The organism is Psychrosphaera haliotis (assembly GCF_039523615.1).
Lineage (GTDB): Bacteria > Pseudomonadota > Gammaproteobacteria > Enterobacterales > Alteromonadaceae > Psychrosphaera > Psychrosphaera haliotis.
The window spans coordinates 32,706-58,420 of the sequence record NZ_BAAAFQ010000004.1 but is presented as its reverse complement, the minus strand read 5'-3'; the positions used below and the strand labels follow the sequence as shown (position 1 = coordinate 58,420).

Below are 25,715 nucleotides of genomic sequence, written 5' to 3'. Positions count from 1 at the left end.
AACTTTTTGATGGGGAGCGGTAGTTCAGTTGGTTAGAATACCGGCCTGTCACGCCGGGGGTCGCGAGTTCGAGTCTCGTCCGTTCCGCCAATAAAAAAGTTCAAGCATTAAAGCGCATCTGTTAAGATGCGTTTTTTTTTACAAACCAATTTCAAACTCAGCAAAGAGAAGTAATAATGCTAGATAGAATTAGAGAAGGTTCTCAAGGAATCGCAGCCAAAGTTATTCTTGGCTTGGTGATACTAACTTTTGCCATCAGTGGCATTGGTAGCTACATCAATAGTAAAGCTGATACTGCCGTTAAGTCAGTAAACGGTGTCGAAATCACACAAACTGCATTAGAGGAAGCGTTCCAAAATGAACGTAACCGTATGAAGCAACAATTTGGTGATGTAGTTGAGCAACTAATGGCTGACGAAAGCTACGTTGCTAATTTTAAAGCAGGCATCTTAGACCGTCTAGTTGTTGAAGAGTTACAACGTCAACAAGCCAAAGACCTTGGTATTCGTGTAAGCGACGAACAGATAAAGACAACGATTGTTGAAATGCCAGAGTTTCAACGTAATGGTCAATTTGATAACGAAGTATACTTAGCGCTTCTTCGTCAAGCTGGTTTTACGCCATTACAGTTCCGTGATTACTTACGTCAACAAATGACGCGCTCTCAGTACACAGCTTCTTTAATGGGATCTGAATTTGTATTGGATCATGAAAAAGAGCAATACGCATCTCTAAATAATCAAACTCGTACATATTCACAAGCACTTGTATCAAGCAAAACATTAGAAGCGAGTGTTCAGTTAACTGAAGAAGAAATTCAAGCTTATTACGACAACAACAAGTTTTCATATAAGACTGCGGACAAAGTAGCTATTGAGTACTTATTTATCGATGCAAACGCACTAGCAAACGCAGTAGATGTTAATGAGGAACAGCTAAACGAATATTACCAACAAAATATTGTTGAATTCACACAACAAGAACAACGCCGAATAGCTCACATTCTTGTTGAAGCCGGTGATAATGCCCAACAAAAGATTGAAGAAGCAAAAGCTAAGCTAGATGCAGGTGACTCTTTTGAATCAGTTGTAAAAGCGTTTTCTGAAGATAGCTTCAGTGCAGAAAATGGCGGCGACTTAGAATGGTTTGAAAAAGGTATTTTTGGTGACGCATTTGATAGTGCGGTATTGTCACTAGAAAAGGCTGGCGATATTTCTGATGTGTTTGAGTCTGAGTCTGGTTTTCATATTGTTAAATTAACAGATTATGTAAAAGCAGAAACTACTCCGTTTGAAGAAGTTAAAGAAACAATTGCATCACAACTTCAACAATTAAAAATTGATGAGCTTTATATAGAAGCGCAAACAAAAGTGTCTGAATTAGCTTTTGAAATTCCAGATACACTTGAAGATGCTGCAGAAGTTGCAGGGTTAGAGCTTAAGAGTACAGAGCTTAAAACAGCAAACGAGTTACAAGGCCTTTTAGGTTCTCAAGTAGCAGTATCAAAAGCATTTGATGAGACGTTTATCAGTGAAGGCTTAAATAGTGACTTAATAGAAATTAATGACACTACTTCGTTAGTTCTTCGTGTAACAGATAATCAGCCTGCAAGAATTCAGAAATTAGATGAGATAAAGATTCGCATAGAAGCTGCACTTACACGTGAAAAAGCCGCTGAGCTAGCATCGCAAAAAGCGCTAGAGCTTGCGGAAAGAGTTAAGTCAGGTGAAGCAATTACAAGTCTAGCTGACAATGCTGTAGTCGTAACAGAGAACACTGACATTGCTCGTTTTGATGCAACGGTTAATGCGAACATTCGTGATGCTGTATTTGAATTGGCAAAACCAGTAAACGGTCAAGCTGAAGTAAGCACAGTAGAAACGTCGAATGGAGACGCTGCGGTTGTGTCGTTAACTTCATTTAATGTTAAGCCTGCTGCTGTTGAAGAGCCAGTTGCAAACCAAGTACTTAATGTAGTTGGTCAGCAAGCAATTAAAGCGCTGATCGAAGCAAGTAAGAACAACGCAGATATTGAGTAATTACGAAAGTATCTAAATAAAAAAAGACTCTTCGGAGTCTTTTTTTTTGGTTTTGTTGACCCGTTTTGATTAGGGTTTATTGAATATTTACATATCCAGAGATTTTAATAACTTTTGAGTTTTTGGATGTTTTGGCGTTTCGAATACGTCATCTATGGTACCAGCTTCAATAATTTTTCCTTGGTCCATGATCATAATTCTATCACTCAGGTAACGAACCAATGATATTTGGTGTGATATGAGCACATATGTCAGTTGTAATGTCTCTTGTAGCTCTAAAAGCAGATTTATAACCTGAGCCCTTAGTGAAGGGTCTAATGGCGCTAGAGCTTCATCTATTATAACAACTTGAGGGTCTAAAATTAGCGCTCGAGCAATTCCAATTCTTTGAGCTTGTCCGCCAGAAAACATATGAGGGTAATACCCAGCGTGTTCAGGCAACAGACCCACCTTACGTAAAGCATTGTTTATTCGTTCTAATCGTTGCTCTTTATTTAATCGCGTATTAAAAAGTAACGGTTGCTCAAGTTGGTCGCCAATTCGAACTGTAGGGTTTAGAGACTTCTGTGAGTCTTGAAAAATCATTCTAATGTTTTGGCAGAAAAACTTAGAGTCGTTCCAATTAATTTCATCATCGCCTAAATATAATTTGCCACCATCGGGTAACTCAGCGCCGGCAAGCAGTCTGCCTACCGTACTTTTACCAGAACCGGCTTCGCCAACAATAGCGAGTGTTTCTCCGCGGTGTAAATCAAAGGAAACAGGGCCAATTTCTACAACACGACCTTTTTTAAACCAATTTGATTTATCTTTGTAAATCTTTTTAATTTCTCTGACTGAAAATAGAGGAATGGACTCCATTTACTTTATTTCCTCAATTAAAGGGTAATGACATCGAAACTGCTGACGCTTAATCTTTTGCTGCTCAGGCATTACAACACAGGCTTTTTGAGCATTAGGGCAGCGTGGCCCGAGTCGGCACCCAGCTGGTAGATGTTGTAGCGTAGGGATTGTGCCTTTTAGCGTATATAACCTTTGCTTATTGTGCATATCAACTTTACTAAAGTCGGGTTCACTATCAAACAAGGCCTTTGTATAAGGGTGTTTAGGCGCTGATAATAGTTTTTTAGTGGGCCCACTTTCAATTAATTGACCACAGTACATAACATTTATAGTGTCAGCCCAACTCGTAATCGTATTTAGATTATGAGTAATGAAAATAACCGCCATATCTTTTAATTGGTTCAAACTCTTAAGTAGTTTTATTACCTGCATAGATGTATTACTTTCTAGTGCGGTTGTAGGCTCATCAGCTATTAGCAACTTTGGCGCTTTGGCAATAGCCATGGCAATCATGATTTTTTGGCAAACACCCTCTGATAACATATGAGGGTAGCTATTAAAAATAGCAACGTGGTCTTTTATTCCTACTTTATGGAGCAGGTTGCTGCACTTTTTAACGCGCTGTTCTTTGTTACCGCCAAACCAACCTGCATAGTCGCTATCAGGAAGTGATTCCTCTAATTGGGAAAATATGTCTGCGGTAGGATCTAGGCATCGACGTGGCTCTTGGTAGATCATGGAAATATTGGAACTGATTATCTTTCGTCGTGCACTATCAGACATTTTATTGAGGTCTTCACCTAAAAAATGCAAACGGTCCGCTGAAACATTCCACCTGTTGTTTAATACACCTACTAAGGCCTTTGCAATTAAACTTTTACCTGACCCTGACTCTCCGATAAGGCCACTAACTTCACCCATTTTCATCGAAAAATTAGCAGACTCCACCGCTCGAACCGCTTCGTCGTTAGTTTGTAATTCTATGTTTAAATTTCGGATATCTAATAAGCGCATAATTACCTACTGTAAACGGCGTTCTTTAAGAGCGCGACGCAATCCATCACCCACTATATTGACTGTTAAAATACATACAAAGAGCAGTAGACCCGGAAGCATAACTGTCCAAGGGCTAAGATAAAATACATCAATACTATCGGCAATCATTGTCCCTAGCTCTGGCTCGGGAGTTTGTGCCCCAATTCCAATAAAACCTAGAACAACAATATCTAAAATTGCAGATGATATGGCCATGGCGCCAAAAATCACCAGCCCTTCAACTAAGTTTGGTATCAAAGCATACTTAAATAGTTGAAATTTATTTGCACCATCAAGGCGATACGCAATAACAAAGTCTTTATTTAATAAGTCTGCTACTTCTGTGCGTACGTGGTGTATAAATTGAGGCAACATTGCTAATACAACGGCCCAAAAGGTGTTTGCGATACCAGGGCCCAGAATTGCCACGATAACAATAGCAATAAGCAATGATGGCATAATCAATGCGATATCAAGTATATGATTAAGTGCACTTGCTCTTATACCTTTGCTAAAGCCGGCTAGGGTACCAATGAACAACCCAATAGTAAGTGCTAACACGACCGCAATTATCGCCAGACCAAAGGAGTAACTAATACCACTTAATACTCGAGACAGGATATCTCTACCCAGTGCGTCAGTGCCAAATAAGTAATTTATTTGACCATCCAAAGCCCATGCTGGGGGAACGAGCAATGCTTCTGGGTGTTGTTCATACGGAGAATAAGGAGCCAACAATGGGCCAAAAATTGACAGTATGAACATGACGATGAAAATCCAAAACGCAACAAGCGCAAAGTGATTCCGTTCAAATAAACTCCAAAGCTGCTTTAATGGAGAGTAATTGCTAGGCGAAGAGAAAAACCTAAATTTTGCCATGACCATGCCTTCTCGCCAGTGGATCAAAAATCATGTACACCACATCAAATAATATTGTGGCCACAAAAACCATGCCTGATAAAACCATTAAGCCACCTTGTATGGCGGGGTAATCTCGTTGGTGTATAGCGTCTACTAACCAAAGGCCAATGCCTGGCCACGAAAATATAACTTCGGTAACCATTGCTAATGTTATTAGAGTACCAAAATGGATACCTAACATTTGAATCACGGGTAATAAACCATTTCTCAAGGCATGTCGCTTCAATACTTGAAAGTCGCTTAAACCTTTAGCTTTTGCTGCTTTAACATAACTCGTATCTAAGACATTGTGCATTGATTGTCGTGTTGTTCGTATTAAAACCGTTGTTGGGTAAGCAGCTAGAACAAATGTTGGCATAATAAGGTGCGTGAGTGCATCAAACATTGCTTCTGCTTTATATGTGACTTCGGACATAAGAATATCAATAAGAATAAAACCTGTAGACACTGGAATGTCATAAATTAGGCTCAAACGACCAGATACCGGAAACCAACCGAGATTAATTGAAAATACCAGGATCATTATAAGTGCGAGCCAAAATATAGGCATAGAAAAGCCGATTAATGACAACGCCAGTATAGGTTTATCTAGCCAAGGGCGATCTGGATTAGACGCGAGGATGCCAAGGGGAATGGCGACAATAAAACTATATAAGAGCGCATACATAGCAAGTTCGATGGTGGCAGGTAAAGCGGTAAATACTTGTTCAAATATACTGGTGTTCGTTATGAAGGAAACGCCCCAATCGCCGTGAACCAAGCGCTCTATATAAGAAAAGTACTGGAAAACGACATTACTATCTAAACGATACTCTTCTATTAAAATTTGATGTAATTCAGTCGATATAGCTTGGTTTCCAGTCATGTTTGTTAACACATCACCCGGAAATAAATAGTTTAGTGAAAAGGCGAATACGGTTACACCAAAAGTAACAAAAACTAATAAGTAAAATTTCCGTAATACATAATTCAACATTACGGTTTACCTTTTTTGGTCGCGGAAAAGTCAATGCCGCCGTAAGGGTTTATATTTACATTACTAATGTATTTATGTTGCACCTTATGTCTTGTTGCATGCGCAATAGGTACTAGCGGAACTTGGTCTCTAATTATATTTTCAGCGTTGGTATAAAATACTTTTCTTTGAGCTTGATCAGCTGTAGATAAAGCCCGTTTAACATTACGGTCAAATTCGTTGTTACACCACGCACTTCTATTTGAACCAGACATAGCCGCAGCACAACTTAATAGAGGTCTATAAAAGTTATCTGGATCTGAATTGTCAGCCAACCAACCAATCAATACCGAGTCATGCTCCCCATTAGCCAATTTCTTTCTGAATGTGCCCCAGTCATAGGTCACAATATTGGCTTTAATGTTCAACTCTTTTAAACTTTGTTGAAGGATCTCCGCCATTTTACTGGCATTTGGATTATAAACGCGTTGCACGGGCATGGCCCAAATATCCATTTCAAACCCATCAGGAAATCCAGCTTCAACTAATAATGCTTTTGCTTTCTCTAAATTGTATTGGCTTACATAAGAGTCAGCATTATAAGCCCAAGAGGTTGGTGGTAGTAAACTTGTAGCTGGTTGAGCCAAACCAAAATAAACAGCATCAATAATAGCGCTCTGGTCTACTGCATATGATAGGGCTTTTCTAACTTGTGGATTATGAAAAGGTGGAACTTCGGTATTAAATGCCCAATAACTCACATTCATTGAGGTACTGTCTTTAATATCTATATCGCTGCGCTTTTCTAAAAAGCCCACATCTGAAGCGGAAGGATAACCCAGCACATCGCACTCTTTGGTTAATAGTTTTGCTAAACGAGTGGAATTATCTGGTGTGATATCAAAAATGATTTGTTCTAAGTTTGACTCTGGTTGCCAGTAGTCCTCATTTTTTGCGTATCGAATATAATGATCTCTCTTATATTCTTTAAATTTGAATGGACCACTGCCAATTGGCATCTGATCGATTTGTTCTTTGTGGTTTTCATTAATTAACTGCTCGCCATATTCTGCAGAAAGAATAACGGCAAAGTCAGTGGCCATATTAGCCAGGAACGAAGCTTGAGGATCAACCAACCTAAACTCTATTGTTAAATCGTCTACGACAATTATCTGCTCAATTAATTGGGATAAGCCAATTCCTTCAAAAAAGGGATATTGACCGCCACTCACTTCGTGAAATGGGTGGTCGGAATGCAGTATCCTTGAAAAAGTAAAAAGTATGTCCGAGCTGTTTAAGTCACGCGTAGGAGTAAAGTAGTCGGTGGTATGAAATTTAATCCCTTTTCGTAGATAAAAGCGATACCGCATAGCGTCACTAGACACAATAACTTTGCGGGCTATATCAGAGACAACCTGACCTGAATCAGAGTCTATTTTAACTAAACGATTATAAATTTGCTGTGATACGGCGTCGATAGTCGTACCGCTGGTGACTAACTGCGGGTTAAATGATTCTGGAGAGCCTTCACTACAATACAGCAGGGTTTTAGATGCTAACCCTGAGTCTTGTTGAATATCACAAGCCGCTATGCTTGATACTCCAAGCATAATTAAGCAGCTGTTTAGTAAGCTTTTAATCTTCGCCATTACTGTCCAACAGATTGTACTTCTTTAAATAGCCACGCAACTGATGATAAGTAACACCAAGTTGTTCAGCAGATTTTTTTTGATTGTAATGACAATTAGCGAGTGCTTTTTTTATCAAATTAATCTCAAACTCCTGGCTGGCCAGTTTAAAGTCTAACGGAAAGGTAGGCTCTAATTCTAAAGGACTACTGGTTTGATTGACAGAAGCATTTACTAAATCATGACTAGAAGTAGCAACTGCAGCTGGGCTAATGACCACGTCAGACTGTCTATCTTGAGTTTTTACACGTTGTTTAGGTCTATAAGGACTATCAAAAGGGTCAATCACAATGTCGTGTACTGGAACGTGAGGGTTGGCCGCACGATAAACACTTCGCTCAACAACATTTTTTAGCTCCCTTACATTTCCTGGCCAATGATACTCCATCAAAAACTCTTTAGCTTTTCTCGAAAACCCGCTAAAAAGCTCCCAACCGAGCTCTTTTACCATCGATATTGCAAAGTGCTCAGCAAGGATCATTATATCCTCTCGACGTTCTCTCAAAGGAGGGAGCGTAATAACATCAAATGCCAGTCGGTCTAATAAATCTGATCTAAACTCACCAGCTTCAGCAAGCGCAGGTAAGTCTTCATTTGTTGCACAGACTAATCGAGTATCAACCTTAACGGTTTTTGAACCACCAACGCGCTCAAACTCACCATACTCAATAACTCTTAATAATTTTTCTTGAACTAACCCTGAAGTGTTTGCAAGCTCATCTAAAAAAAGTGTACCGCTATTTGCTCGCTCAAATCGCCCTTCATGGCGCTTACCAGCTCCTGTAAAGGCACCGGATTCATGGCCAAACAATTCACTTTCAAGAAGATTTTCATTTAATGCAGCACAATTAAGGGTAACGTAGTTCTGATCCCATCGGCTAGAAAGGTAGTGTAGTCGGGCTGCAATAAGCTCTTTACCCGTTCCTCGCTCGCCAATTATTAATACGGGCTTATTTAAGGACGCCAACTGTGAAACTTGCTCTAGTACTTCTAAAAACGAGTTTGCTTGGCCAATGAGGTTATCTTTCTTCCTAAAATGATTCATAGTTTCAACAGTTGGTTAAAATGACTAATTAGTAGTGTATTTTATATTCATCAAAACTAAAAGAACTGATTGAATAAAAATTAAACTTATATAAAACAGGTGTTTAAGTTATTTTTAAAAACTGGCAAGATACCTGAATGTATTATCGCAACGTGACATTAGGTTACTGTTTACAGAACGGGAACGTTCAAACAACCAACATAGAGGTAAGTATTATGGGAATTTTTTCACGCTTTGCGGATATTGTGAATGCAAACATTAATTCATTGCTTGATAAGGCGGAAGATCCAGAAAAAATGGTTCGCTTAATTATTCAAGAAATGGAAGATACTTTAGTTGAGGTTCGTTCATCGTCAGCAAGAACCTTAGCGGATAAAAAAGATGTGGTTCGAATTATTGAACGATTAAAAGCAGAAGCTTCGGATTGGCAGAATAAAGCTGAGCTTGCGCTTTCTAAAGATAGAGAAGACTTGGCGCGTCAAGCGTTAGCTGAAAAGCAAAAAAGCGAAGAGCAAGTGGAAGCTTATGATAAAGACTTGTCTGCTCTTGATGATCAAGTTAGCCGTCTTCAAGATGAAATTGGTCAATTACAAGCTAAGTTAGAAGATGCAAAAGCTCGTCAGAAAACAATTTTGATGCGCGGTAAAACAGCTTCTTCAAGATTAGATGTGAAAAGCAAGCTAAGTAACGGCAAGCTGAATGATGCGCTTTCTCGATTTGAACAGTACGAACGTAAAATTGATAGCATTGAAGCTGAAGCTGAGTCTTACGACTTAGGCAACAAAACATTAGCGGATGAATTTGCTGAATTAGAGTCATCAGAAAAAGTGGATAGTGAACTTGAAGCACTAAAAGCAAAATTAAAGTCGAACAAAAAAGAAAGTTAATTAAATAGGCCAAGGAGAACAATATGGACGATGTAGTAGGAATTTTAGTAGCGCCTATAATTATATTCATGATTTTTGTGGCGCCAATCTGGTTGATTATGCATTACCGTAGTAAAAAGCAAGTTAGCCAAGGATTAAACGAAAGAGAGATTCAAGAGCTATACGACTTAGCGCATAAGGCTGAGTCGTTGGGAGAGCGAGTTAAAACTCTAGAGTCTATATTAGATGTTGAAGCGCCAGGATGGCGTGGACAACCTCGTTAAAAGATGAAGAGGTTTATTATGACAAAGCAAACAACTAAAAAGTTACAACGTATACCGAGTAAAGGCAAAGTAGCAGGCGTGTGTGCCGGTTTGGCCGAGTTCTCAGGAATTGAAACTTGGCTAATAAGAGTTATTTGGTTCAGTGGCATTATCTTTTCAGGCGGCTTTTTTATCGTCGCTTATATCGCCGCTTGGTTTATTTTGGATAAGGATGTAACAGAAAGTCCAACAAAAGGGAGCTTTTCCTCACAAACCAAGCCGTGGGCTACTTTTGAGCAGGAAATTGACCAAGCTGTTCATGTAAAACGCAATGTATATCAGGCTGGAGAACCACCAGTGAAAGCGTTTAGAGATATTAAAAGACAGTTTGATGGCATTGAAGCGCGTATTAGAGGAATGGAAACCTACGTTACGTCGAACGAATACACGTTAAAACGTGAAATTAATAAACTTTAAATAAATACCTACTATTTACATATTGTTCTTTAATTTCTAAAGCCGCTTAAATGCGGCTTTTTGCTGTTTGTTGCTGTTGTCTGGAATGTAAATTTTGATTTACATTCGGTTTGCACTTAATAGTACATTTAGATTATTAACTCTAACAAAATTTATGCAAAGTCTCTCTCAAATGACTCATTAGTAATGTCATGCCTTTTAAGAAGAGTACTTTATGAATATTAATAACAACAAGAATAAAGCTCCACATCCAGACACACTTTGCATCCACGCGGGCAAAGAAAAAGGAGCCTATCACGGCGCATTAACCAGTCCATTATTTCAAACGTCTACCTTTGTATTTGAAAATGCAGCGCAAGGTGCTGCGAGATTCGCAGGTGAAGAGCCTGGATATATTTATACTCGATTAGGCAACCCTACAACCCGTGAGCTTGAAGTAAAAATGGCTGCGCTAGAGAAAATGGAAGACGCCGCAGCGACCGCAACCGGAATGGCCGCTGTTTCAGGTGCGTTATTGAGCTTTTTAGAAGCGGGCGATCACATCATTGCCTGTAAGGCTATTTATGGCTGTTCATTTGCGTTACTAAATCATCAGTTGCCTAAGTGGGGCATTGAAGTGACCTTTATTGATATGGACAACATCGAAGAGTTTAATCAAGCGCTAAAGCCAAATACAAAGATGGTATTTGCTGAGACACCAATTAACCCAAATCTCAGGGTACTTGATTTAGAAATGTTCGGTAATTTTTGTCAGAAACATAATTTAATATCCGTTATCGACAATACGTTCATGTCTCCGCTGTTACAGTGCCCGGCTGATTTTGGCATTGATATCGTTATTCATAGCGCCACAAAATACCTAAATGGCCACGGTGATGTCATTGCTGGAATAATCGTTTCTTCGGCAGAAAAGATAGAAACTATCAAGTTAACTATCCTAAAAGACGTTGGCGGCACGATGAGTCCACATGATGCGTGGTTAATTCTACGTGGATTAAAAACACTTTCTGTTAGAATGGCTAGGCATTGTGAGTCAGCTCAAACCGTTGCAGAGTATTTAGAAATGCATCCGTTGGTTTCAAAAGTCTATTACCCTGGTTTACCATCACACCAAGGTCACCAATTTATTGGTAAACAAATGAAAGGGGCAGGTGGCGTTGTTGGTTTTGAATTAGAAGCCTCAATTGAAGAAGGACAAGCGTTCATAGATGCAATGCAGTTATTTTCTATTGCGGTGAGTTTAGGTGACGCTGAGTCATTAATTCAGCACCCTGCGTCAATGACACACTCGCCGTATACTCCGGAAGAACGTTTATCAGCCGGAATTAGCGATGGACTTATTCGTATATCGGTAGGTCTGGAAAATGTAAATGATTTAATAGCTGATCTAAAGCAAGCGTTTGACTATATACTTGCATTAAGATCAGATTCAGTAAGTACAGCAGTAAGCTGGAGGTAAGGCAACATGGCTAAACAGTCGACATACAGTTCAAAGCAGTCTGACGCAAATGGTATTATTCATTGGAGTGACGATGAAAACCAAGTTTGGAGCGAATTGATCGAACGCCAACTAGACGTAATTAAAGGCAAGGCTTGTGATGAGTACTTTGAAGGCCTAGAGAAACTCGACATGCCAAAAGATCGAGTACCGCAACTTGGCGAAATAAGTGAAGTTTTGCTGGATACAACCGGTTGGCAGTGTGCGGAAGTTCCTGCATTAATAAACTTTGAGTCGTTTTTTAAATTATTAGCAGAAAAGAAATTCCCAACGGCTTCGTTTATAAGACGCAGAGAGCACTTTGATTATTTGCAAGAGCCTGATATTTTTCATGAAATATTTGGTCACTGTGCAATGTTAACAAACCCTGCATTTTCTGAGTTTACTCATACTTACGGTAAGTTAGGTTTAGCTGCGACCAAAGAAGAACGCGTTTATTTAGCTCGCCTATATTGGTTTACTGTAGAATTTGGTTTGATGAAACAAAACGACGAACTTCGCATCTATGGTGGTGGTATTTTATCCTCACCAGGTGAAACGGAGTACGCCTTTAATTCAGATATTCCTGAGCGTAACACTATGAATGTTATTGATGCATTTAGAACGCCTTACCGTATAGACATTATGCAACCTAAATATTATGTCATTGACGGCATCGAGCAATTATTTGAAATATCTCAAATGGACTTGATGGGCATGGTGAGAGATGCGATGAAATTAGGTTTATATCCACCTACTTTTCCGCCAAAAAACGTTGCTTAACAGTGTAATACGCGTTTATAAAACAAACGTTTAAATTACTATTTAAAGAGGCACTTGATTGTGCCTTTTTTGATCCATCAAGGTGTAAATAATTGTTGCCAACGTGGCGCTTTTGTATTTACAATTGCAAACTTACAAGAACACTTTCAGTTTTCATACTCGGAGCAATGATGCGGTTACAAATTGCCTGCCAAGACCGAATGGGCTTAGCGAAAGAAGTACTTAATATTCTCGTTGATCACGATATTGATTTGCGAGGCATTGAGTTTGATAAAGTCAGTAAGTGTCTTTATGTCGCGTTTCCAAAAATAGACTTTGAAGCGTTTCAACAAGTCATGGCCGCGATTCGACGAGTTGATGGCATCACGGATGTTAAAACCACTAACTTTTTACCTTATGAACGCGAACATAATGAATTGGTGACGTTGTTAAGAATATTACCTGACGGCGTTATTTCAATAGATAGCAAAGGTCAAATTGTAACTGCAAACCAAGCTTCGTTGGTGGATCTTGGCGTATCTGAATCAGACATTATTGGTCAGCCAATTCAAAGTATTCTAAAAGGGTTTAACTTTGTAAAATGGCTTGATGCTAAAGAAGTAACCGGCCAAACATTAAAGCTTACCGGCAATAATGAAGAGTTTGTAACAGATATTCTCCCTATTAACGTGACCGACGAAGACGGCAACGTGCAGTTAGCTGGCGCTGTTGTTAACTTAAAATCTCATAGTCGTTTAGGCCAACAAATAAATGCCTTTAGAGATGACAACAACGAGTCGTTTAATGATATTTTGGCAAATAGCACAAGTATGCGAAGAGTCATTCGTGAAGCGAAAAAAATGTCTCAACTTGATGCGCCAGTATTATTACAAGGCGAAACAGGCACTGGCAAAGAACTTCTAGCTAGAGCCTGCCATGACGCAAGTGCTCGCAGTGAACATCCATTTATTGCACTAAGCTGCGCATCTTTACCTGACAACGTCGCTGAGTCAGAGTTATTTGGATTTAGCGGAGACGCTTTTGATACACAAGATACATCAGGTAAAAGAGGTATTTTTGAGCAGGCTAATGGCGGCACTGTATTCTTAGATGAAGTAAGTGAAATGTCATCTGAAATGCAAACCAAGTTACTTCGTTTTTTACAAGATGGCACCTTTAGAAGAGTAGCTGAAGAGCAAGAAGTAAAAGTAGACGTTCGTGTTATCTGTTCTACCCAAAAAGATTTATCAAATATGGTGCAAGAGGGCGAGTTTAGAGAAGACTTGTATTATCGCTTAAATGTTTTGAGCATCACCATTCCACCACTTCGTGAACGAAGAATGGACATCAACCCGCTCGCTAATCACTTTATTCAGAAATTTGCCACAGAGCTTGGCAAACGCGCCCCTACGTTATCTAAAAATTGCTCTGAGTATATTCAAGGTTACCCTTGGCCTGGTAATACGCGCCAACTGGAAAACAGCCTGTATCGTGCAATTAGCATTTCTGAGAACGACATATTAGAGCAACAAGACCTAGAACTACCTTGTTACAGCAATGAATTTGGTTATTTAGATGAAGGGTTTGAGGGCAGTTTAGATCAAGCCGTAAAACGATTTGAAGCAAGTTTATTAAGAAAGCTTTACCCGGCTTATCCAAGCTCACGACAATTAGCCAAAAAATTAGGCCTGAGCCATACCGCCATTGCAAACAAACTACGTGATTACGGCATTAATAAAAAAAGCACGAAGGTATAACTATGAAATTATTTGGATACTGGCGATCATCAGCGGCATACAGGGTAAGAATCGCTTTAAATTTAAAGAAGATAGACTGCGAATTAATTAGCATACACTTAGTTAAAGATGGTGGTCAGCAACACTCACAAAGCTATAAAGAATTAAATCCTAATGAGTTAGTGCCAACGTTAGTTGATGGTGAGATGTCACTAAACCAGTCAATGGCGATATTAGATTACCTAGAACAAAAATACCCTGAGGTTGCTCTCTTGCCAAAAGGCCTAGAGGACAATGTAAAAGCAAAAGCGTTAGCTTACGATATTGCCTGTGACATTCATCCGCTAAATAACCTTAGAGTATTAAGTTATTTAAGCAATGAGTTAAACCAAGAAGACGCTATTAAAAAGCAGTGGTATCAGCATTGGGTTGTTGTCGGTTTTAAAGCGCTTGAAGCTTCTTTGGCTAAGACAAAAGGGCTGTTTTGTTATGGTGATGAAATTAGCTGGGCCGATATCTGTTTGATTCCACAAGTGTATAACGCAGAGCGCTTTAATGTTGATATGAGCCAATTTCCAAACATAATGGAAGTAACAAACCGTTGCAGGGCGCTACCAGAGTTTTGGGCTGCGGCACCAGAACAGCAGGCTGACGCAACTTAACCAACTGATAAATATATTTTTATTCGTTTTTTTAGTAACCAGAGTGACGGTATATTTATATTGCCTTACTTTGAGTTTATGGTAGTTTAATGCGGTATTTTGTGACTGAGGAGAAAGGCCTTGATCAACATATTATTAGTTGATGATCACGAGTTAGTTCGTACTGGTATCAGACGTATATTAGAAGACGTACGCGGCATGAAAGTGATTGGTGAAGAAGAATCAGGCGAAGCTGCGTTTCAGTTTTGTCGTTCTAATGAGCCTGATATCGTATTGATGGACATGAACATGCCAGGCATAGGTGGTATTGAGGCGACAAAGAAGATTTCTCGCTACTGTCCCGACGTAAAAGTGATTATTTTAACCATGTATGCAGAAGACCCTTTCCCAACAAAGGTAATGCAGAATGGTGCTCAAGGTTTTTTAGCTAAAACGACTTCTCCGGATGATCTTGTTAATGCTATAAAACAGGTTAATGTTGGCCAACGATTTATTTCTGCCGAAATAGCCCAACAAATGGCGTTAAGCCAATTTAATGGTGTTGATTCAGATAAACCTTTTGATGCTCTCAGTGAGCGTGAACTTCAAATCATGATGATGATCACCAAAGGTGAGAAAGTACAAGATATTGCCACTCAACTTAATTTAAGCTCAAAAACGGTTAATAGTTATCGTTATAGAATGTTTGAAAAGCTGAATGTCTGTAACGACGTTGAGTTGACTCATCTTGCTATTCGTCACGGCATGCTTGATATGGAAAAACTGTAATTCTAAATTATGTCTGCCGACAAATTCGACTCTTCTAAGTTTTTAAAACATGTAACCACTGAGCCTGGCGTCTATCGTATGTTTGACGCTGGTGCGACGGTTATTTATGTTGGTAAAGCAAAAAACCTAAAAAACCGTTTATCTAGCTATTTTCAGAAGAACGTATCCAGTGTTAAAACGCAAGCGCTGGTGGCTCAGATTTGTAATATTGAAGTTACCGTTACAGAAACTGAAACAGAAGCGTTAATTCTAGAAAACAATCTAATAAAAGAGTATCTCCCCAAATACAATATTCTTTTGCGTGATGATAAATCTTATCCTTACATTTTAATTACTGATCACAAGCATCCAAGACTCACTATGCATCGTGGTAAAAAGCGAAATAAAGGCCACTACTTTGGGCCGTTTCCTAGCGCCGGTGCAGTTTGGCAAAGCTTAAGGATCATGCAAAAAATATTTCCTGTTAGGCAATGTGAAGATGGGTTTTATAAAGTTCGAAGTCGTCCATGCCTTCAGCATCAATTAAAAAGGTGTTCCGCACCTTGTGTGGAAGGTTTTGTTACGGACGAGCAGTATCAAGAGCAAGTTGAGTTGGTTAAAAAGTTTCTTACTGGTAAAAGCCAAGATGTTATCGACTTGCTGATAAATAAAATGGAAGTTGCTAGCGAAAAGCTTCATTTTGAAGATGCCGGTTTTTACCGAGATCAAATATTCGCACTGCGTAAAGTTACAGAGCAACAAAATGTAAGCGGTACTATTGATGAAATAGACGTTTTAGCCTTCTCTAGTGATAAAGGCTTAGCCTCAATGCATGTTTTGTATATTCGAGACCAAAAAGTATTAGGCAGTAAAAACTTTTCTCCAACAGTTCCAGCAAATTCAGAGCCAAGCGAAATTGTCACTTCGTTTATTAGTCAGTTTTACTTAAACGGTGTTGGTGGCCAAAATATACCTAAAACCATCATTGTCCCGCCAGAAACAGAAGAGCTTGAAGAGCTGGCAGCTGCGATTGGCCAAGTACGAAGTGCAAAGGTAGAGTTGGTTAAACCTCAACGAGGTGAAAAGTTTAAGTATTACCAACTGGCACAAAAAAACGCGGATATTGATTTAGCGACTAAGTTATCAGATGGCCGTGCGATAAGTAGCAAGTACAAAGAGTTATGCGAAGTACTTAAAGTGCCTAAAATCGAAAGGATGGAATGTTTTGATATTAGTCACACATTTGGTGAGTATCCTATAGCGTCTTGTGTTGTTTTTGGTCCAGAAGGTCCAACTAAGTCGGCTTATCGTCGCTATAACGTTAAAGGCGTAAAGGGTGGCGATGACTATGGTGCCATGGAGTTTGCGCTTAATAAGCGATACAAGAACGTAGAATCCGCTGAAAATGTACCTGATGTATTGTTTATCGATGGTGGCAAAGGGCAACTGAATAAAGCGGAAGCATTTTTTTCTGACTGGCCTTTAGAAAAGTCTCCAATTATTGCAGGTATTGCAAAAGGAGAGGGCAGAAAGGCAGGATTAGAAATTTTGTATTTAAATGGTGGTGAAATAGAAATTGATTTACCACCAACCTCCTTGGCCCTGCATTTGATTCAACATATCCGAGACGAGTCTCACAGATTCGCAATAACAGGCCATAGAAATAAGCGCAATAAAGCAAAAACGCAGTCTGTTTTGCAAGATATGCCTGGAGTAGGTGCAAAACGACGACAAGCTCTGCTTAAAAACTTTGGTGGTCTACAAGGCGTTATGGCAGCCAAAGCAGAAGACTTTGCTAAAGTTCCTGGTATTAGTAAACAATTAGCAGAAGACTTGCATGCGTTCTTGCATGACAAGGATTAAATAGGCATCATCTACACTATCTCCTCCAAAACAATAATGTAGTAAAATTTTTATGTGGAATATTCCAAATATTTTAACGTCTTTTCGTATCTTTTTAATTCCGGTAATGGTGTATTTTTACTATTTACCTGCGGATGTTTATGAGTGGAAATACTTTGCTACGGCCTTTATTTTTTGGTTTGCTGCAATAACTGATGCTCTTGATGGATATTTAGCAAGAAAACTAGATCAATCTACTCCGTTTGGTGCGTTTTTTGATCCCGTGGCAGATAAGGTGATGGTTGCTGTCGCGTTTATTGTTGCTGTGGATGATTACACTAATGCTTGGGTTGCTGTGCCTGCAATGATTATTGTTGGGCGCGAAATTGTTATTTCTGCGCTTCGTGAATGGATGGCTCAAATGGGACACAGCGGTGATGTGTCTGTATCTATGGTAGGAAAATTCAAAACCGCTGCTCAAATGTTAGCCTTGATTGGTTTGTTGTGGCACCCAAATGAGTATTGGGTGTTTGAAGGTTGGTTGTTAGGTCCACTCTTAGACTATGCAACGTGGTTCTTTTTATATACAGCTACGTTACTAACGGTTTGGTCGCTATTTATTTACTTTAAAGCAGCCTGGCCATTCATTTCTGGTAAAAAAGACTGATTTTTGAGCGTGTCAGCTAAAAAAACAGCAAACGACACTAAAATGTCATTTTTATTGCAATTAGCGGTTGACTACAAACAATCAAAATGTAGAATGCGTTTCCGTTGTCAGCGATGATAACAAACAGAAGTCTAGGAAGACATTTGTGAAGTGCGCGAGTGTAGCTCAGCTGGTAGAGCGCAACCTTGCCAAGGTTGAGGTCACGAGTTCGAACCTCGTTACTCGCTCCAAACAAATGTAGTCAAGCAATAGCTTGGCGGGTTGGCAGAGTGGCTATGCAGCGGATTGCAAATCCGTGGACCTCGGTTCGACTCCGGGACCCGCCTCCATGATTTCGAAATAGTGTCGCCCGGGTGGTGAAATTGGTAGACACAAGGGATTTAAAATCCCTCGCTTAACAAAGCGTGCCGGTTCAAGTCCGGCCCCGGGCACCATTTACTGCTTAGCAGTAAGGTTAGATGAAACATACCAGGATCATCTAATTATCTAAATTACACGAAAGTGTATGTGACGCGAGTGTAGCTCAGCTGGTAGAGCGCAACCTTGCCAAGGTTGAGGTCACGAGTTCGAGCCTCGTTACTCGCTCCAATTTAGATTGGTGTAAGATACAGTGTTAGTGATACAAGTATGAAAGATAAATAAGGCTTATTGCTTTTATTAATCGGACAGAACGTAATGTGACGCGAGTGTAGCTCAGCTGGTAGAGCGCAACCTTGCCAAGGTTGAGGTCACGAGTTCGAGCCTCGTTACTCGCTCCAAATTTTGAAGCTAGAAATAGCTTAAGTAGAGTGCCAACTTTACTATAAAAATACCCCCGATGCCCGGGTGGTGAAATTGGTAGACACAAGGGATTTAAAATCCCTCGCTTAACAAAGCGTGCCGGTTCAAGTCCGGCCCCGGGCACCATTTACTGCTTAGCAGTAACGTTAGATGAAACATACCAGGGTCATCTAATTGTATAAGTTACACGAAAGTGTATGTGACGCGAGTATAGCTCAGCTGGTAGAGCGCAACCTTGCCAAGGTTGAGGTCACGAGTTCGAGCCTCGTTACTCGCTCCAATTCTTATCTAAAGAAAAAGCCCACAAAGTAAAGCCTTCAAAAAGAATACAAAAACACAAAGTTTTAAAAACAAAGCTTAAAAATTTCAAATTTCAGATAATCTAAATCTAAATCTAAATCTAAATCTGCTCGTTGGGTTTGATTGCGCTAGACAGAACGCCAGCGCAAGTTGTGGGAGTATTACTCTCTAGAGACAGATAAACAGTTTGTTTAGTAGAGCATTCCTTGCCTTCTAGTTATTTTCAGTCATGTGGTTTAATGCTGTCGTTACTAATGCTGTCGCGACTAATGCTTTGGCTGCTGCTTTGGTTGGCAGCGCTACCACCAAACCCAACTTCACTGCTTCGAATGTGCAAATCGCGTTGTGGGAACGGGATTTCAATGTTGTTTTCGCGTAACGCGTCGTCTATGGCCCACAAGTAATCAGACATCAGTGCAGTAGGGCGTTTAACCTGCTCATGTGATACCCAAACCCCAAGAGTAAAGTTAATAGCACTGTCGCCAAAGCCTGTCATCCAAACAATGGGTTGTCGACCTGGAACTGATAATGTGTAATTAACGGCTTTAGCAGCCTCTAGAGCCGCCGTTTTGACAACTTCCTTGTCAGAGCCATAAGCAACACTAAAAGGTATCCTGAAGCGTCTCACATTGTCTGCAAGTGTCCAGTTGGTAACAATACCTGACACTAAATCTGCGTTAGGAATTAAAATATCAATATTGTCGTTGGTTCTTACTAAAGTGGCTCGCATATTAATTTCTATTACTTCGCCAACCAAACCTGAACTAATCTCAATAAAATCGCCTACTTTTAAGCTTCGTTCAAACATGATCATTAAGCCGGAAACAAAGTTATTCACCATTCCTTGCAGGCCTAAACCAATACCAATACCTAGCGCACTGGCCATAATCGCCAGCTCAGTTACCTTGAAGCCAAGCATGGTAAGGGCAATAATAAAGCCGACAAACAGAATTAAGTAGTGAATGATCCGGCTTATAATATAAAGATGATGATGGCTTGTATTACCTTGTTGTCGGGCAAGTCTGTTAAAACCAGCCTGAAGCACCTTGCTAACAACTGCAGTAATGACCAGCACCACAAAAAATGAAATTAATTGCCCTAGTTTTAAACTAAAATCCCCAACTTTAAACAGTTGAACATCTAACCACGCTGCATCAATCATTTGCTTTTCCTATAACCAGTTTTTCTTTTTGAATAGCCCAATCAAACCAACGGCGATAGTGAGCATGACGCCAATCAAAATAAAGTATCCGTTTTCAACCTTGAGTTCGGGAATATAGTCAAAATTCATCCCATACAGTCCAGCTAAAAAGCTAAGAGGAACAAATACCGCGGTAATGACAGTTAAAACCCGCATCGTTGCATTTAGCTGGTGAGAGGTTACAGAAAGGTAACCATCAACGAGATCGCCACAAATGTCGTAGTAAAGTTGAGACAAGCTTAATAGCCTATCCAAACGCTCGTTTAGGTCGTTAATTGTGTGAGTCTCTTTGTTGGTTATAAGCTGAGTATCTTCATCATCAATGTAAGACGCCAATGCTTTACCAATATTTACATGGTAGCTAAATGCACGACGAAGCTTTACCAGCCTAGACCGATAAGTTGTTATATCTCGCATTAACGAGTCTGAACCTTTGTTTTGAAACTGATCTTCCAAATTCTCTAGTTCTGTCTCAAAATCTAAAAGTTCAGTTAAATAGAGGCCACAGCTGTGATGAAATATTCTGGTCGCTAAATGAATAGGGCTTCGTTTTAAGTATTTTGCTCCAGCTTCAGTGAACATTGCATTGATGGCCGTCGACTCTTTTTCATGACGCGAAATGAAAATACGTTCGCCAATAAAAAAGCTAATTTGTAGGTGCTCAAATATTAATCCAGGCTGAGTTTTATAAATGCCACGATACAACAAGAACAAATAATCTTTGAATAGCTCAATTTTTGGCGGGTGTCGGTCTCTTTGAGCATCGGTAATAGCCAACGTATGACACCCTAAACTCGTTAGAAGTTTAGCTTCAGACTTTTGCTCCTCTCCCGTCAAATCAATCCAAATGGAACAGGTTGTGTCAGACTTCCACTGTTCTACTAGTTCTGCGCCGCCAAATAGTGTATTTCCATTGGCATCCAACAACATACAATTAATCATTTATAGAATTCCCAAATATTACCGTAGAGTTACGATATTTTTGTCCTTATAGCAGTAGTTTAGCCTAAGTAAAACAAAAGTTTTTATGTAACTAATTCTGCTAGCAACCTAATCAGCCTGCTATTTTTAATAGACCTGAAGCATTAATCAAAAAATAATCTTAAAAAATGTTATCAACACTGCACGAAATCTTTCGTTTATGTATAATGCCAAACTATACCAATGCGTAAAATCATCAAATAAAAAAAGAGATTAAGATGGGAAGAGCTTACCAAAACCGCAAAGAATCAATGGCTAAAACAGCGAATATGAAGACTAAGGTCTATTCCAAATACGGAAAAGAGATCTATGTAATTGCTAAAAACGGCGGCGGTGACCCAGATACAAATATTGCATTAAAAAATATCATTGAACGTGCCAAAAAAGATCAAGTTCCAGCACACGTAATTAAAAATGCGGTTGATAAAGCTGCTGGCGGTGCGGGTGAAGATTACTCTCCAGCTCGATATGAAGGTTTTGGTCCAGGTGGCTGTATGGTAATCGTGGATTGTTTAACTGATAACAACAACCGTACTATCATGGAAGTTCGTAATAGCTTTACTAAAACCAACTCAAAGCTAGGTGCTCAAGGCTCTGCCGCTCACATGTTTGATCACGTTGCTATTTTTGTTTTTGATGGCAATGACGAAGATGAAGTTTTAGAAGCGCTAATGATGGCTGATGTTGACGTTACAGACGTTGAAAGTGAAGAAGGTAAAATTACCGTAACTGCACCACACACAGAATACAATAACGTAAAAACCGCGTTGGAAGAGTCATTCGAAGGCGTTGATTTTGATGTTCAAGAAATCTCTTGGGAACCACAAACTACAACGCCAGTTACCGGTGACGACGTAGCCATGTTTGAGAAATTCATGGACATGCTAGAAAACTGCGAAGACGTTCAAGACGTTTATCACAATGCAGAAATCGAAGGCTAATTGTTTCTAGTAAGCAAGTTGTTTAAAGGCTTTAATTAAGTTCTTTATGGTAAGCAAGTTGTTTAAAGCCTAACGATATTGAGTCGTGTACACGAATAACGTTTTATAGAAGCCCTGCCATTTGGTGGGCTTTTTTGTGGTTGTAAGTTAATAAGGGTGAGCTTTGCGAGTTTTTAGGTTTATTAGGTGATATTTAATGCAAAGCTTATAGGTTTAGCTATTCACCTGACAGTCAGTTATGAGCGAAAAGCGGCCATTGAGGTAGGCTCGTTCAATGTGTTAATACAGGTCTTGTATCATTGAGTTCATTAAGAGTATTTTGAATGCTTTTTCACAAATTAACCTATTGTAATAAATAAAAAAGTAATTAAAATTCCAAACGTTTTTTAATAGTTTAAGGAATTATAAATGTACAAGGACAAAGTTCTAATTATCTCACTGTTTAGCATCTTAGCTAACAGTGCCTATGCCCAAGAAATAAATTTAGATGCTGCAATTAGTCATTATAAAGGTTCAGAGGAAATAACCCATAAAGTTACGCCGTACGAAGTAGAGTTTGTCAATCCAGATATTCCTTCAAGCGGACGCAAGAATAGAGTCATATATGATTTTAATGTATTTGATAACGGCGCATGTGTTGTTTATCGCAGTGTGGGTACTTCAAATAGCAGAAAATTGAGGACTAAAGCGGAAGATCTTAAGTGGGCGCATAAATGCTCATATAAATTACCGAATTACGGAATATGTGGAATCACGGGCTTTGACACAACTAATAAGCAAGTAAGTTTAAAAGATAACTTAAAACCAGTTTGGAATGGCTGGAAAGTAAATCTTTATGCTAAGAAATCATTTTCAGCTTCTCTTTCTATTGCATGTCTTATATAGCTGAATCCGCTAGGCGATTCTCTTTATTTAGACTTTAACAAATATTTTTTGCAACTGCCTATCATTAACCCGTAAGCATGGTTTAGGTTGGGCAGTTAAAATAAATAATTGAAAGTGTCTATTAAGTTAGAGCTAAAAACACTAAAACAAATGTTGACTAAATCGATTCAAAAATAACGTATATTGAACACTTACTCCTCTAACCTCTCAAAATGGCACAAAGCCGAGATCTCAGCAATGAGCGAATTTGAAACTTATTTTGGATTAAATTAATGAATAGAAAATGGATATTGATAGTAGGGTTCATCATTATTTTACTTCCACTATCGTTATTGTTTTATGCGCATACGATTCATGTTTTGAATTCTGATAATATTCTAACAAACTTATTGGGAATAGTTACTTCAGAAACCGTTTACGGACAGATGGATACAGTTTTTTGGTATATTTACCTAGGAGAAATATTACTACTATCTGTTTTAGTAAAAGTAATAATTGGTTTTATCAAAAGGAAATAAAGCGAATGACCGAACATGGCACTTAGAGGCCAAGAAAATTTGTAAAATATGCAATTCCCAACTTAAGGCATTAAGTTGAGATACCAAGTTCCATTTTGGAACATATGGTATTTCTACGTACCTTTTTGGCACTTTTGTGAAGTTCAGCTGAGTACGGATTACGACCACCCAGGAATAGTGAGCGTTAGATTTGAAAAAGTAAAAGCGGACGTTCGATTTATAAGGAAAACAAAGAATCTAGTTTTGCAGAGGAAGCTTATGTTACTGTGAGTCCATAATAAAGAACTGTTAGGTGCAAAGGAAGTATGACTGAAGCTGACAAGGAAATTATAGTTATACTCAAGGAGTTGTTTGGAAATAAAAGCAACGAACTTGTTGACCCTGATGAGCTGCTCCGTGAGAACATTGTTAAGTGGTCTATATATCTGGCTGTTTTTGGGTTACTTACTCTTTTACCTATAAAAATTATCAGTAGCGCTGATCTCTCTGCTACAAGTAGTATATTTTCGAGTATTGCTGGCGTAGCTTTTACACTTTTGTTCATTCATTTAAATGTAAAATCTAAAAATCCGAGCATCATTTTGTACGGACTCACATGGTTATCGTTAATGTTAAGCTTATGGCTAGCCAGTTAACTGCACCTAACAAGAGACTATGACTCAAACGTCAGTTAATGGCACTAAAGCGAAGTTCAGCTACGAGCGAGTATTTAAAGCGGTCAATATACCCCGGACACCTTTTTAGCTAATTCTTCTGCTTTTACTAGCGGTAGCCCGTTTGTTAAATTGACGTGGCCTTTCCCAGCCGTAATAATTCATCAGGTAATAACTCTTATTTCGCTTTCATCATCGATTGAATGTACAGCGTCAATTAAATGGGCGAAACCATAGCGACACCTGAGTGTCAATTGGTCTAATATCGTTTGCGAATTTATTTATTCACTAATTTCAGCAACCTAGACTCTAAGTTGCTGGGATCTTTGCATCCCTTTTTTTGAGAGGCGTCGAAGTATGCTTTAGCTTCTTTAACATTAGTTTGGTTGTCGAGGTAATACCGACTTAACTCATAATCAGCGCGGCAAATATCTTCACCTGACGCTTCTTTCATCAACTCTAAACCTTTTTCTTTGTCTTTAAGTACCCGAAGGTAAGCGATTCCTAAATAAAATTTGGACCAAGAACTACCTTGATTTCGGGCTTCACTTAACCAATATAGAGACTTTTCTATATCTTTCTCTAGGTATGTAGCTCCATAGAGGTATTTGAGTCCAAGATTAATTTGGGACTTTATTACGCCTGTTACTGCGGCCTTTTTTAACCAATACAATGAGTCAACTTGCGAATCTTCGTTTGAAGATAATGGGTTTTCTTTCAGTTTGGTTAATATGACTGATAGATTGTTCATTGACTGAGGGTGACCCAAGTTAGCTGCTTTTTCATAAAACTGCTTTGCTTTTTTATCGTCAGGCTTTCGGCATTTAACTCCTGAGTTTGAGCTATAAGCATGCCCCAATTGATATAAAACCCAGACATTGTTGGACTTCGCTAACTCTTCAAATCTATTTATGGCGTAGTCACAATCCCATGTTTCGTCATCTTGTGTGTAGGACAAATATACCCATTCTGCTTCCACGTTGTGACTTTTAGTTTCTTTTAAAATTTCAATGTATTCGAGAACGAGGTCGGGATGAAAATCTATAGCAACCATATATAAAGAGTTAGCTTTTTTAAGATCGACTTCAACCCCGTATCCAGAGTTATAAAGGAAACCTAGGCGATCAAAAGACATTGGGTGTGCGGATATTTCATAATGAAATTTAGCTTTTTCGAAATTTTGTGGAATTGAGTAACCAAACTCATTGTAGAGGCCAAGCATTAGGTTGGAGTAACTAGAGTTTTCTTGAGTAAGCTCTTCTACTGTTTTTAAATGTACAGGTTTCTCTGTTGCGTGAGTAAAGAACGTTAGTAATAAGATGGCTATTTTAATGAGATTGCTCATGGCTCTTCCTTGTATGTCATGACAAAGCTCAGTTTTATCCGGAGCCAACGATTATATTTGTTCAGGTTGCAATTTGACAATATAGT

At 39.1% G+C, this 25,715-nt stretch carries 23 protein-coding genes and 8 tRNA genes; 22 read left to right on the top strand and 9 right to left on the bottom strand.

The window, feature by feature from the left end:
* Positions 1-13 precede the first annotated feature (13 nt).
* Positions 14-90, top strand: a tRNA-Asp gene (locus tag ABD009_RS02920).
* Positions 91-176: 86 nt separating this feature from the next.
* Complete coding sequence (locus ABD009_RS02915) at positions 177-2,039, top strand: SurA N-terminal domain-containing protein (RefSeq protein WP_343822522.1); 1,863 nt, start codon at positions 177-179, stop codon at positions 2,037-2,039.
* 87 nt (positions 2,040-2,126) lie between these two features.
* On the opposite strand, the gene ABD009_RS02910 is transcribed toward ABD009_RS02915, so the two are convergent.
* From ABD009_RS02910 to pspF, 6 genes are read right to left on the bottom strand one after another with little or no spacing between them, the layout of a single operon-like run.
* On the bottom strand, positions 2,127-2,900 hold the full coding sequence (locus ABD009_RS02910; protein ID WP_155695309.1) for an ATP-binding cassette domain-containing protein: 774 nt from the start codon (positions 2,898-2,900) through the stop codon (positions 2,127-2,129).
* Positions 2,901-3,896, bottom strand: a complete 996-nt coding sequence (locus ABD009_RS02905; RefSeq protein ID WP_343822519.1) for an oligopeptide/dipeptide ABC transporter ATP-binding protein — start codon at positions 3,894-3,896, stop codon at positions 2,901-2,903.
* A 6-nt stretch (positions 3,897-3,902) separates the two neighbouring features.
* Entirely contained in the window at positions 3,903-4,796 is an 894-nt protein-coding gene (locus tag ABD009_RS02900) for an ABC transporter permease subunit (RefSeq protein WP_155695308.1), read from the bottom strand.
* Positions 4,783-5,814, bottom strand: a complete 1,032-nt coding sequence (locus tag ABD009_RS02895) for an ABC transporter permease (protein ID WP_343822516.1) — start codon at positions 5,812-5,814, stop codon at positions 4,783-4,785. Before ABD009_RS02895 ends, ABD009_RS02900 begins: the two co-directional genes overlap by 14 nt.
* Positions 5,814-7,442 carry an ABC transporter substrate-binding protein gene (locus ABD009_RS02890; protein WP_343822514.1) on the bottom strand — a complete coding sequence of 543 codons (1,629 nt, stop codon included), beginning with the start codon at positions 7,440-7,442 and terminating at the stop codon, positions 5,814-5,816. The genes ABD009_RS02895 and ABD009_RS02890 overlap by 1 nt, the downstream gene beginning before the upstream one ends.
* Positions 7,429-8,526 (bottom strand): phage shock protein operon transcriptional activator, encoded by a 1,098-nt coding sequence (pspF, locus tag ABD009_RS02885; RefSeq protein ID WP_343822512.1) that lies wholly within the window; start codon positions 8,524-8,526, stop codon positions 7,429-7,431. Before pspF ends, ABD009_RS02890 begins: the two co-directional genes overlap by 14 nt.
* A gap of 215 nt (positions 8,527-8,741) precedes the next feature.
* On the opposite strand from pspF, the gene pspA reads away from it, so the two are divergent.
* The 17 genes from pspA (at position 8,742) to ABD009_RS02800 (ending at position 19,085) form a co-directional block, all read left to right on the top strand.
* Entirely contained in the window at positions 8,742-9,413 is a 672-nt protein-coding gene (gene pspA / locus ABD009_RS02880; RefSeq protein WP_343822510.1) for a phage shock protein PspA, read from the top strand.
* 23 nt (positions 9,414-9,436) lie between these two features.
* Positions 9,437-9,676 (top strand): envelope stress response membrane protein PspB, encoded by a 240-nt coding sequence (gene pspB, locus ABD009_RS02875; protein WP_155695303.1) that lies wholly within the window; start codon positions 9,437-9,439, stop codon positions 9,674-9,676.
* A gap of 18 nt (positions 9,677-9,694) precedes the next feature.
* Entirely contained in the window at positions 9,695-10,132 is a 438-nt protein-coding gene (gene pspC / locus ABD009_RS02870) for an envelope stress response membrane protein PspC (RefSeq protein WP_155695302.1), read from the top strand.
* Between the two features lie 214 nt (positions 10,133-10,346).
* Positions 10,347-11,591, top strand: coding sequence for a trans-sulfuration enzyme family protein (locus ABD009_RS02865; protein WP_343822507.1), 1,245 nt, complete (start codon positions 10,347-10,349; stop codon positions 11,589-11,591).
* Positions 11,592-11,597: 6 nt separating this feature from the next.
* Positions 11,598-12,392 (top strand): phenylalanine 4-monooxygenase, encoded by a 795-nt coding sequence (gene phhA, locus ABD009_RS02860; RefSeq protein ID WP_155695300.1) that lies wholly within the window; start codon positions 11,598-11,600, stop codon positions 12,390-12,392.
* A 170-nt stretch (positions 12,393-12,562) separates the two neighbouring features.
* Entirely contained in the window at positions 12,563-14,128 is a 1,566-nt protein-coding gene (gene tyrR / locus ABD009_RS02855) for a transcriptional regulator TyrR (protein WP_155695299.1), read from the top strand.
* Positions 14,129-14,130: 2 nt separating this feature from the next.
* On the top strand, positions 14,131-14,769 hold the full coding sequence (gene maiA, locus ABD009_RS02850) for a maleylacetoacetate isomerase (RefSeq protein ID WP_343822504.1): 639 nt from the start codon (positions 14,131-14,133) through the stop codon (positions 14,767-14,769).
* A 120-nt stretch (positions 14,770-14,889) separates the two neighbouring features.
* Positions 14,890-15,537: a UvrY/SirA/GacA family response regulator transcription factor gene (gene uvrY / locus ABD009_RS02845; RefSeq protein ID WP_343822502.1), complete on the top strand. Its 648-nt coding sequence runs from the start codon at positions 14,890-14,892 to the stop codon at positions 15,535-15,537.
* Positions 15,538-15,546: 9 nt separating this feature from the next.
* Positions 15,547-17,379 (top strand): excinuclease ABC subunit UvrC, encoded by a 1,833-nt coding sequence (gene uvrC / locus ABD009_RS02840; RefSeq protein WP_343822500.1) that lies wholly within the window; start codon positions 15,547-15,549, stop codon positions 17,377-17,379.
* A 52-nt stretch (positions 17,380-17,431) separates the two neighbouring features.
* On the top strand, positions 17,432-18,025 hold the full coding sequence (pgsA, locus tag ABD009_RS02835) for a CDP-diacylglycerol--glycerol-3-phosphate 3-phosphatidyltransferase (RefSeq protein ID WP_155695295.1): 594 nt from the start codon (positions 17,432-17,434) through the stop codon (positions 18,023-18,025).
* Between the two features lie 154 nt (positions 18,026-18,179).
* Positions 18,180-18,255: transfer RNA gene (locus tag ABD009_RS02830), tRNA-Gly, on the top strand.
* A gap of 25 nt (positions 18,256-18,280) precedes the next feature.
* Positions 18,281-18,354 (top strand) — tRNA-Cys (locus ABD009_RS02825).
* An 18-nt stretch (positions 18,355-18,372) separates the two neighbouring features.
* Positions 18,373-18,459: transfer RNA gene (locus ABD009_RS02820), tRNA-Leu, on the top strand.
* Positions 18,460-18,537: 78 nt separating this feature from the next.
* Positions 18,538-18,613, top strand: a tRNA-Gly gene (locus ABD009_RS02815).
* Between the two features lie 94 nt (positions 18,614-18,707).
* Positions 18,708-18,783 (top strand) — tRNA-Gly (locus ABD009_RS02810).
* Positions 18,784-18,844: 61 nt separating this feature from the next.
* Positions 18,845-18,931: transfer RNA gene (locus ABD009_RS02805), tRNA-Leu, on the top strand.
* A 78-nt stretch (positions 18,932-19,009) separates the two neighbouring features.
* Positions 19,010-19,085 (top strand) — tRNA-Gly (locus ABD009_RS02800).
* A 243-nt stretch (positions 19,086-19,328) separates the two neighbouring features.
* On the opposite strand, the gene ABD009_RS02795 is transcribed toward ABD009_RS02800, so the two are convergent.
* Together ABD009_RS02795 and ABD009_RS02790 are read right to left on the bottom strand one after the other, a co-directional pair.
* Positions 19,329-20,267, bottom strand: coding sequence for a mechanosensitive ion channel family protein (locus ABD009_RS02795; RefSeq protein WP_343822498.1), 939 nt, complete (start codon positions 20,265-20,267; stop codon positions 19,329-19,331).
* 9 nt (positions 20,268-20,276) lie between these two features.
* Positions 20,277-21,248: a magnesium transporter CorA family protein gene (locus ABD009_RS02790; RefSeq protein WP_343822495.1), complete on the bottom strand. Its 972-nt coding sequence runs from the start codon at positions 21,246-21,248 to the stop codon at positions 20,277-20,279.
* 257 nt (positions 21,249-21,505) lie between these two features.
* Here ABD009_RS02790 and ABD009_RS02785 point away from each other — a divergent pair, with 257 nt between their 5' ends.
* The 3 genes from ABD009_RS02785 to ABD009_RS02775 all read left to right on the top strand — a co-directional run bounded on the left by ABD009_RS02785 (position 21,506) and on the right by ABD009_RS02775 (position 24,266).
* Complete coding sequence (locus tag ABD009_RS02785) at positions 21,506-22,228, top strand: YebC/PmpR family DNA-binding transcriptional regulator (RefSeq protein WP_155695292.1); 723 nt, start codon at positions 21,506-21,508, stop codon at positions 22,226-22,228.
* Between the two features lie 408 nt (positions 22,229-22,636).
* Positions 22,637-23,113, top strand: a complete 477-nt coding sequence (locus tag ABD009_RS02780; protein WP_343822493.1) for a hypothetical protein — start codon at positions 22,637-22,639, stop codon at positions 23,111-23,113.
* 823 nt (positions 23,114-23,936) lie between these two features.
* On the top strand, positions 23,937-24,266 hold the full coding sequence (locus ABD009_RS02775; protein ID WP_343822491.1) for a hypothetical protein: 330 nt from the start codon (positions 23,937-23,939) through the stop codon (positions 24,264-24,266).
* 295 nt (positions 24,267-24,561) lie between these two features.
* Here ABD009_RS02775 and ABD009_RS02770 read toward each other — a convergent pair whose 3' ends face one another.
* A complete protein-coding gene (locus ABD009_RS02770) occupies positions 24,562-25,629 on the bottom strand; it encodes a tetratricopeptide repeat protein (protein ID WP_343822489.1) in 1,068 nt (355 codons plus the stop codon).
* Positions 25,630-25,715 lie beyond the last annotated feature (86 nt).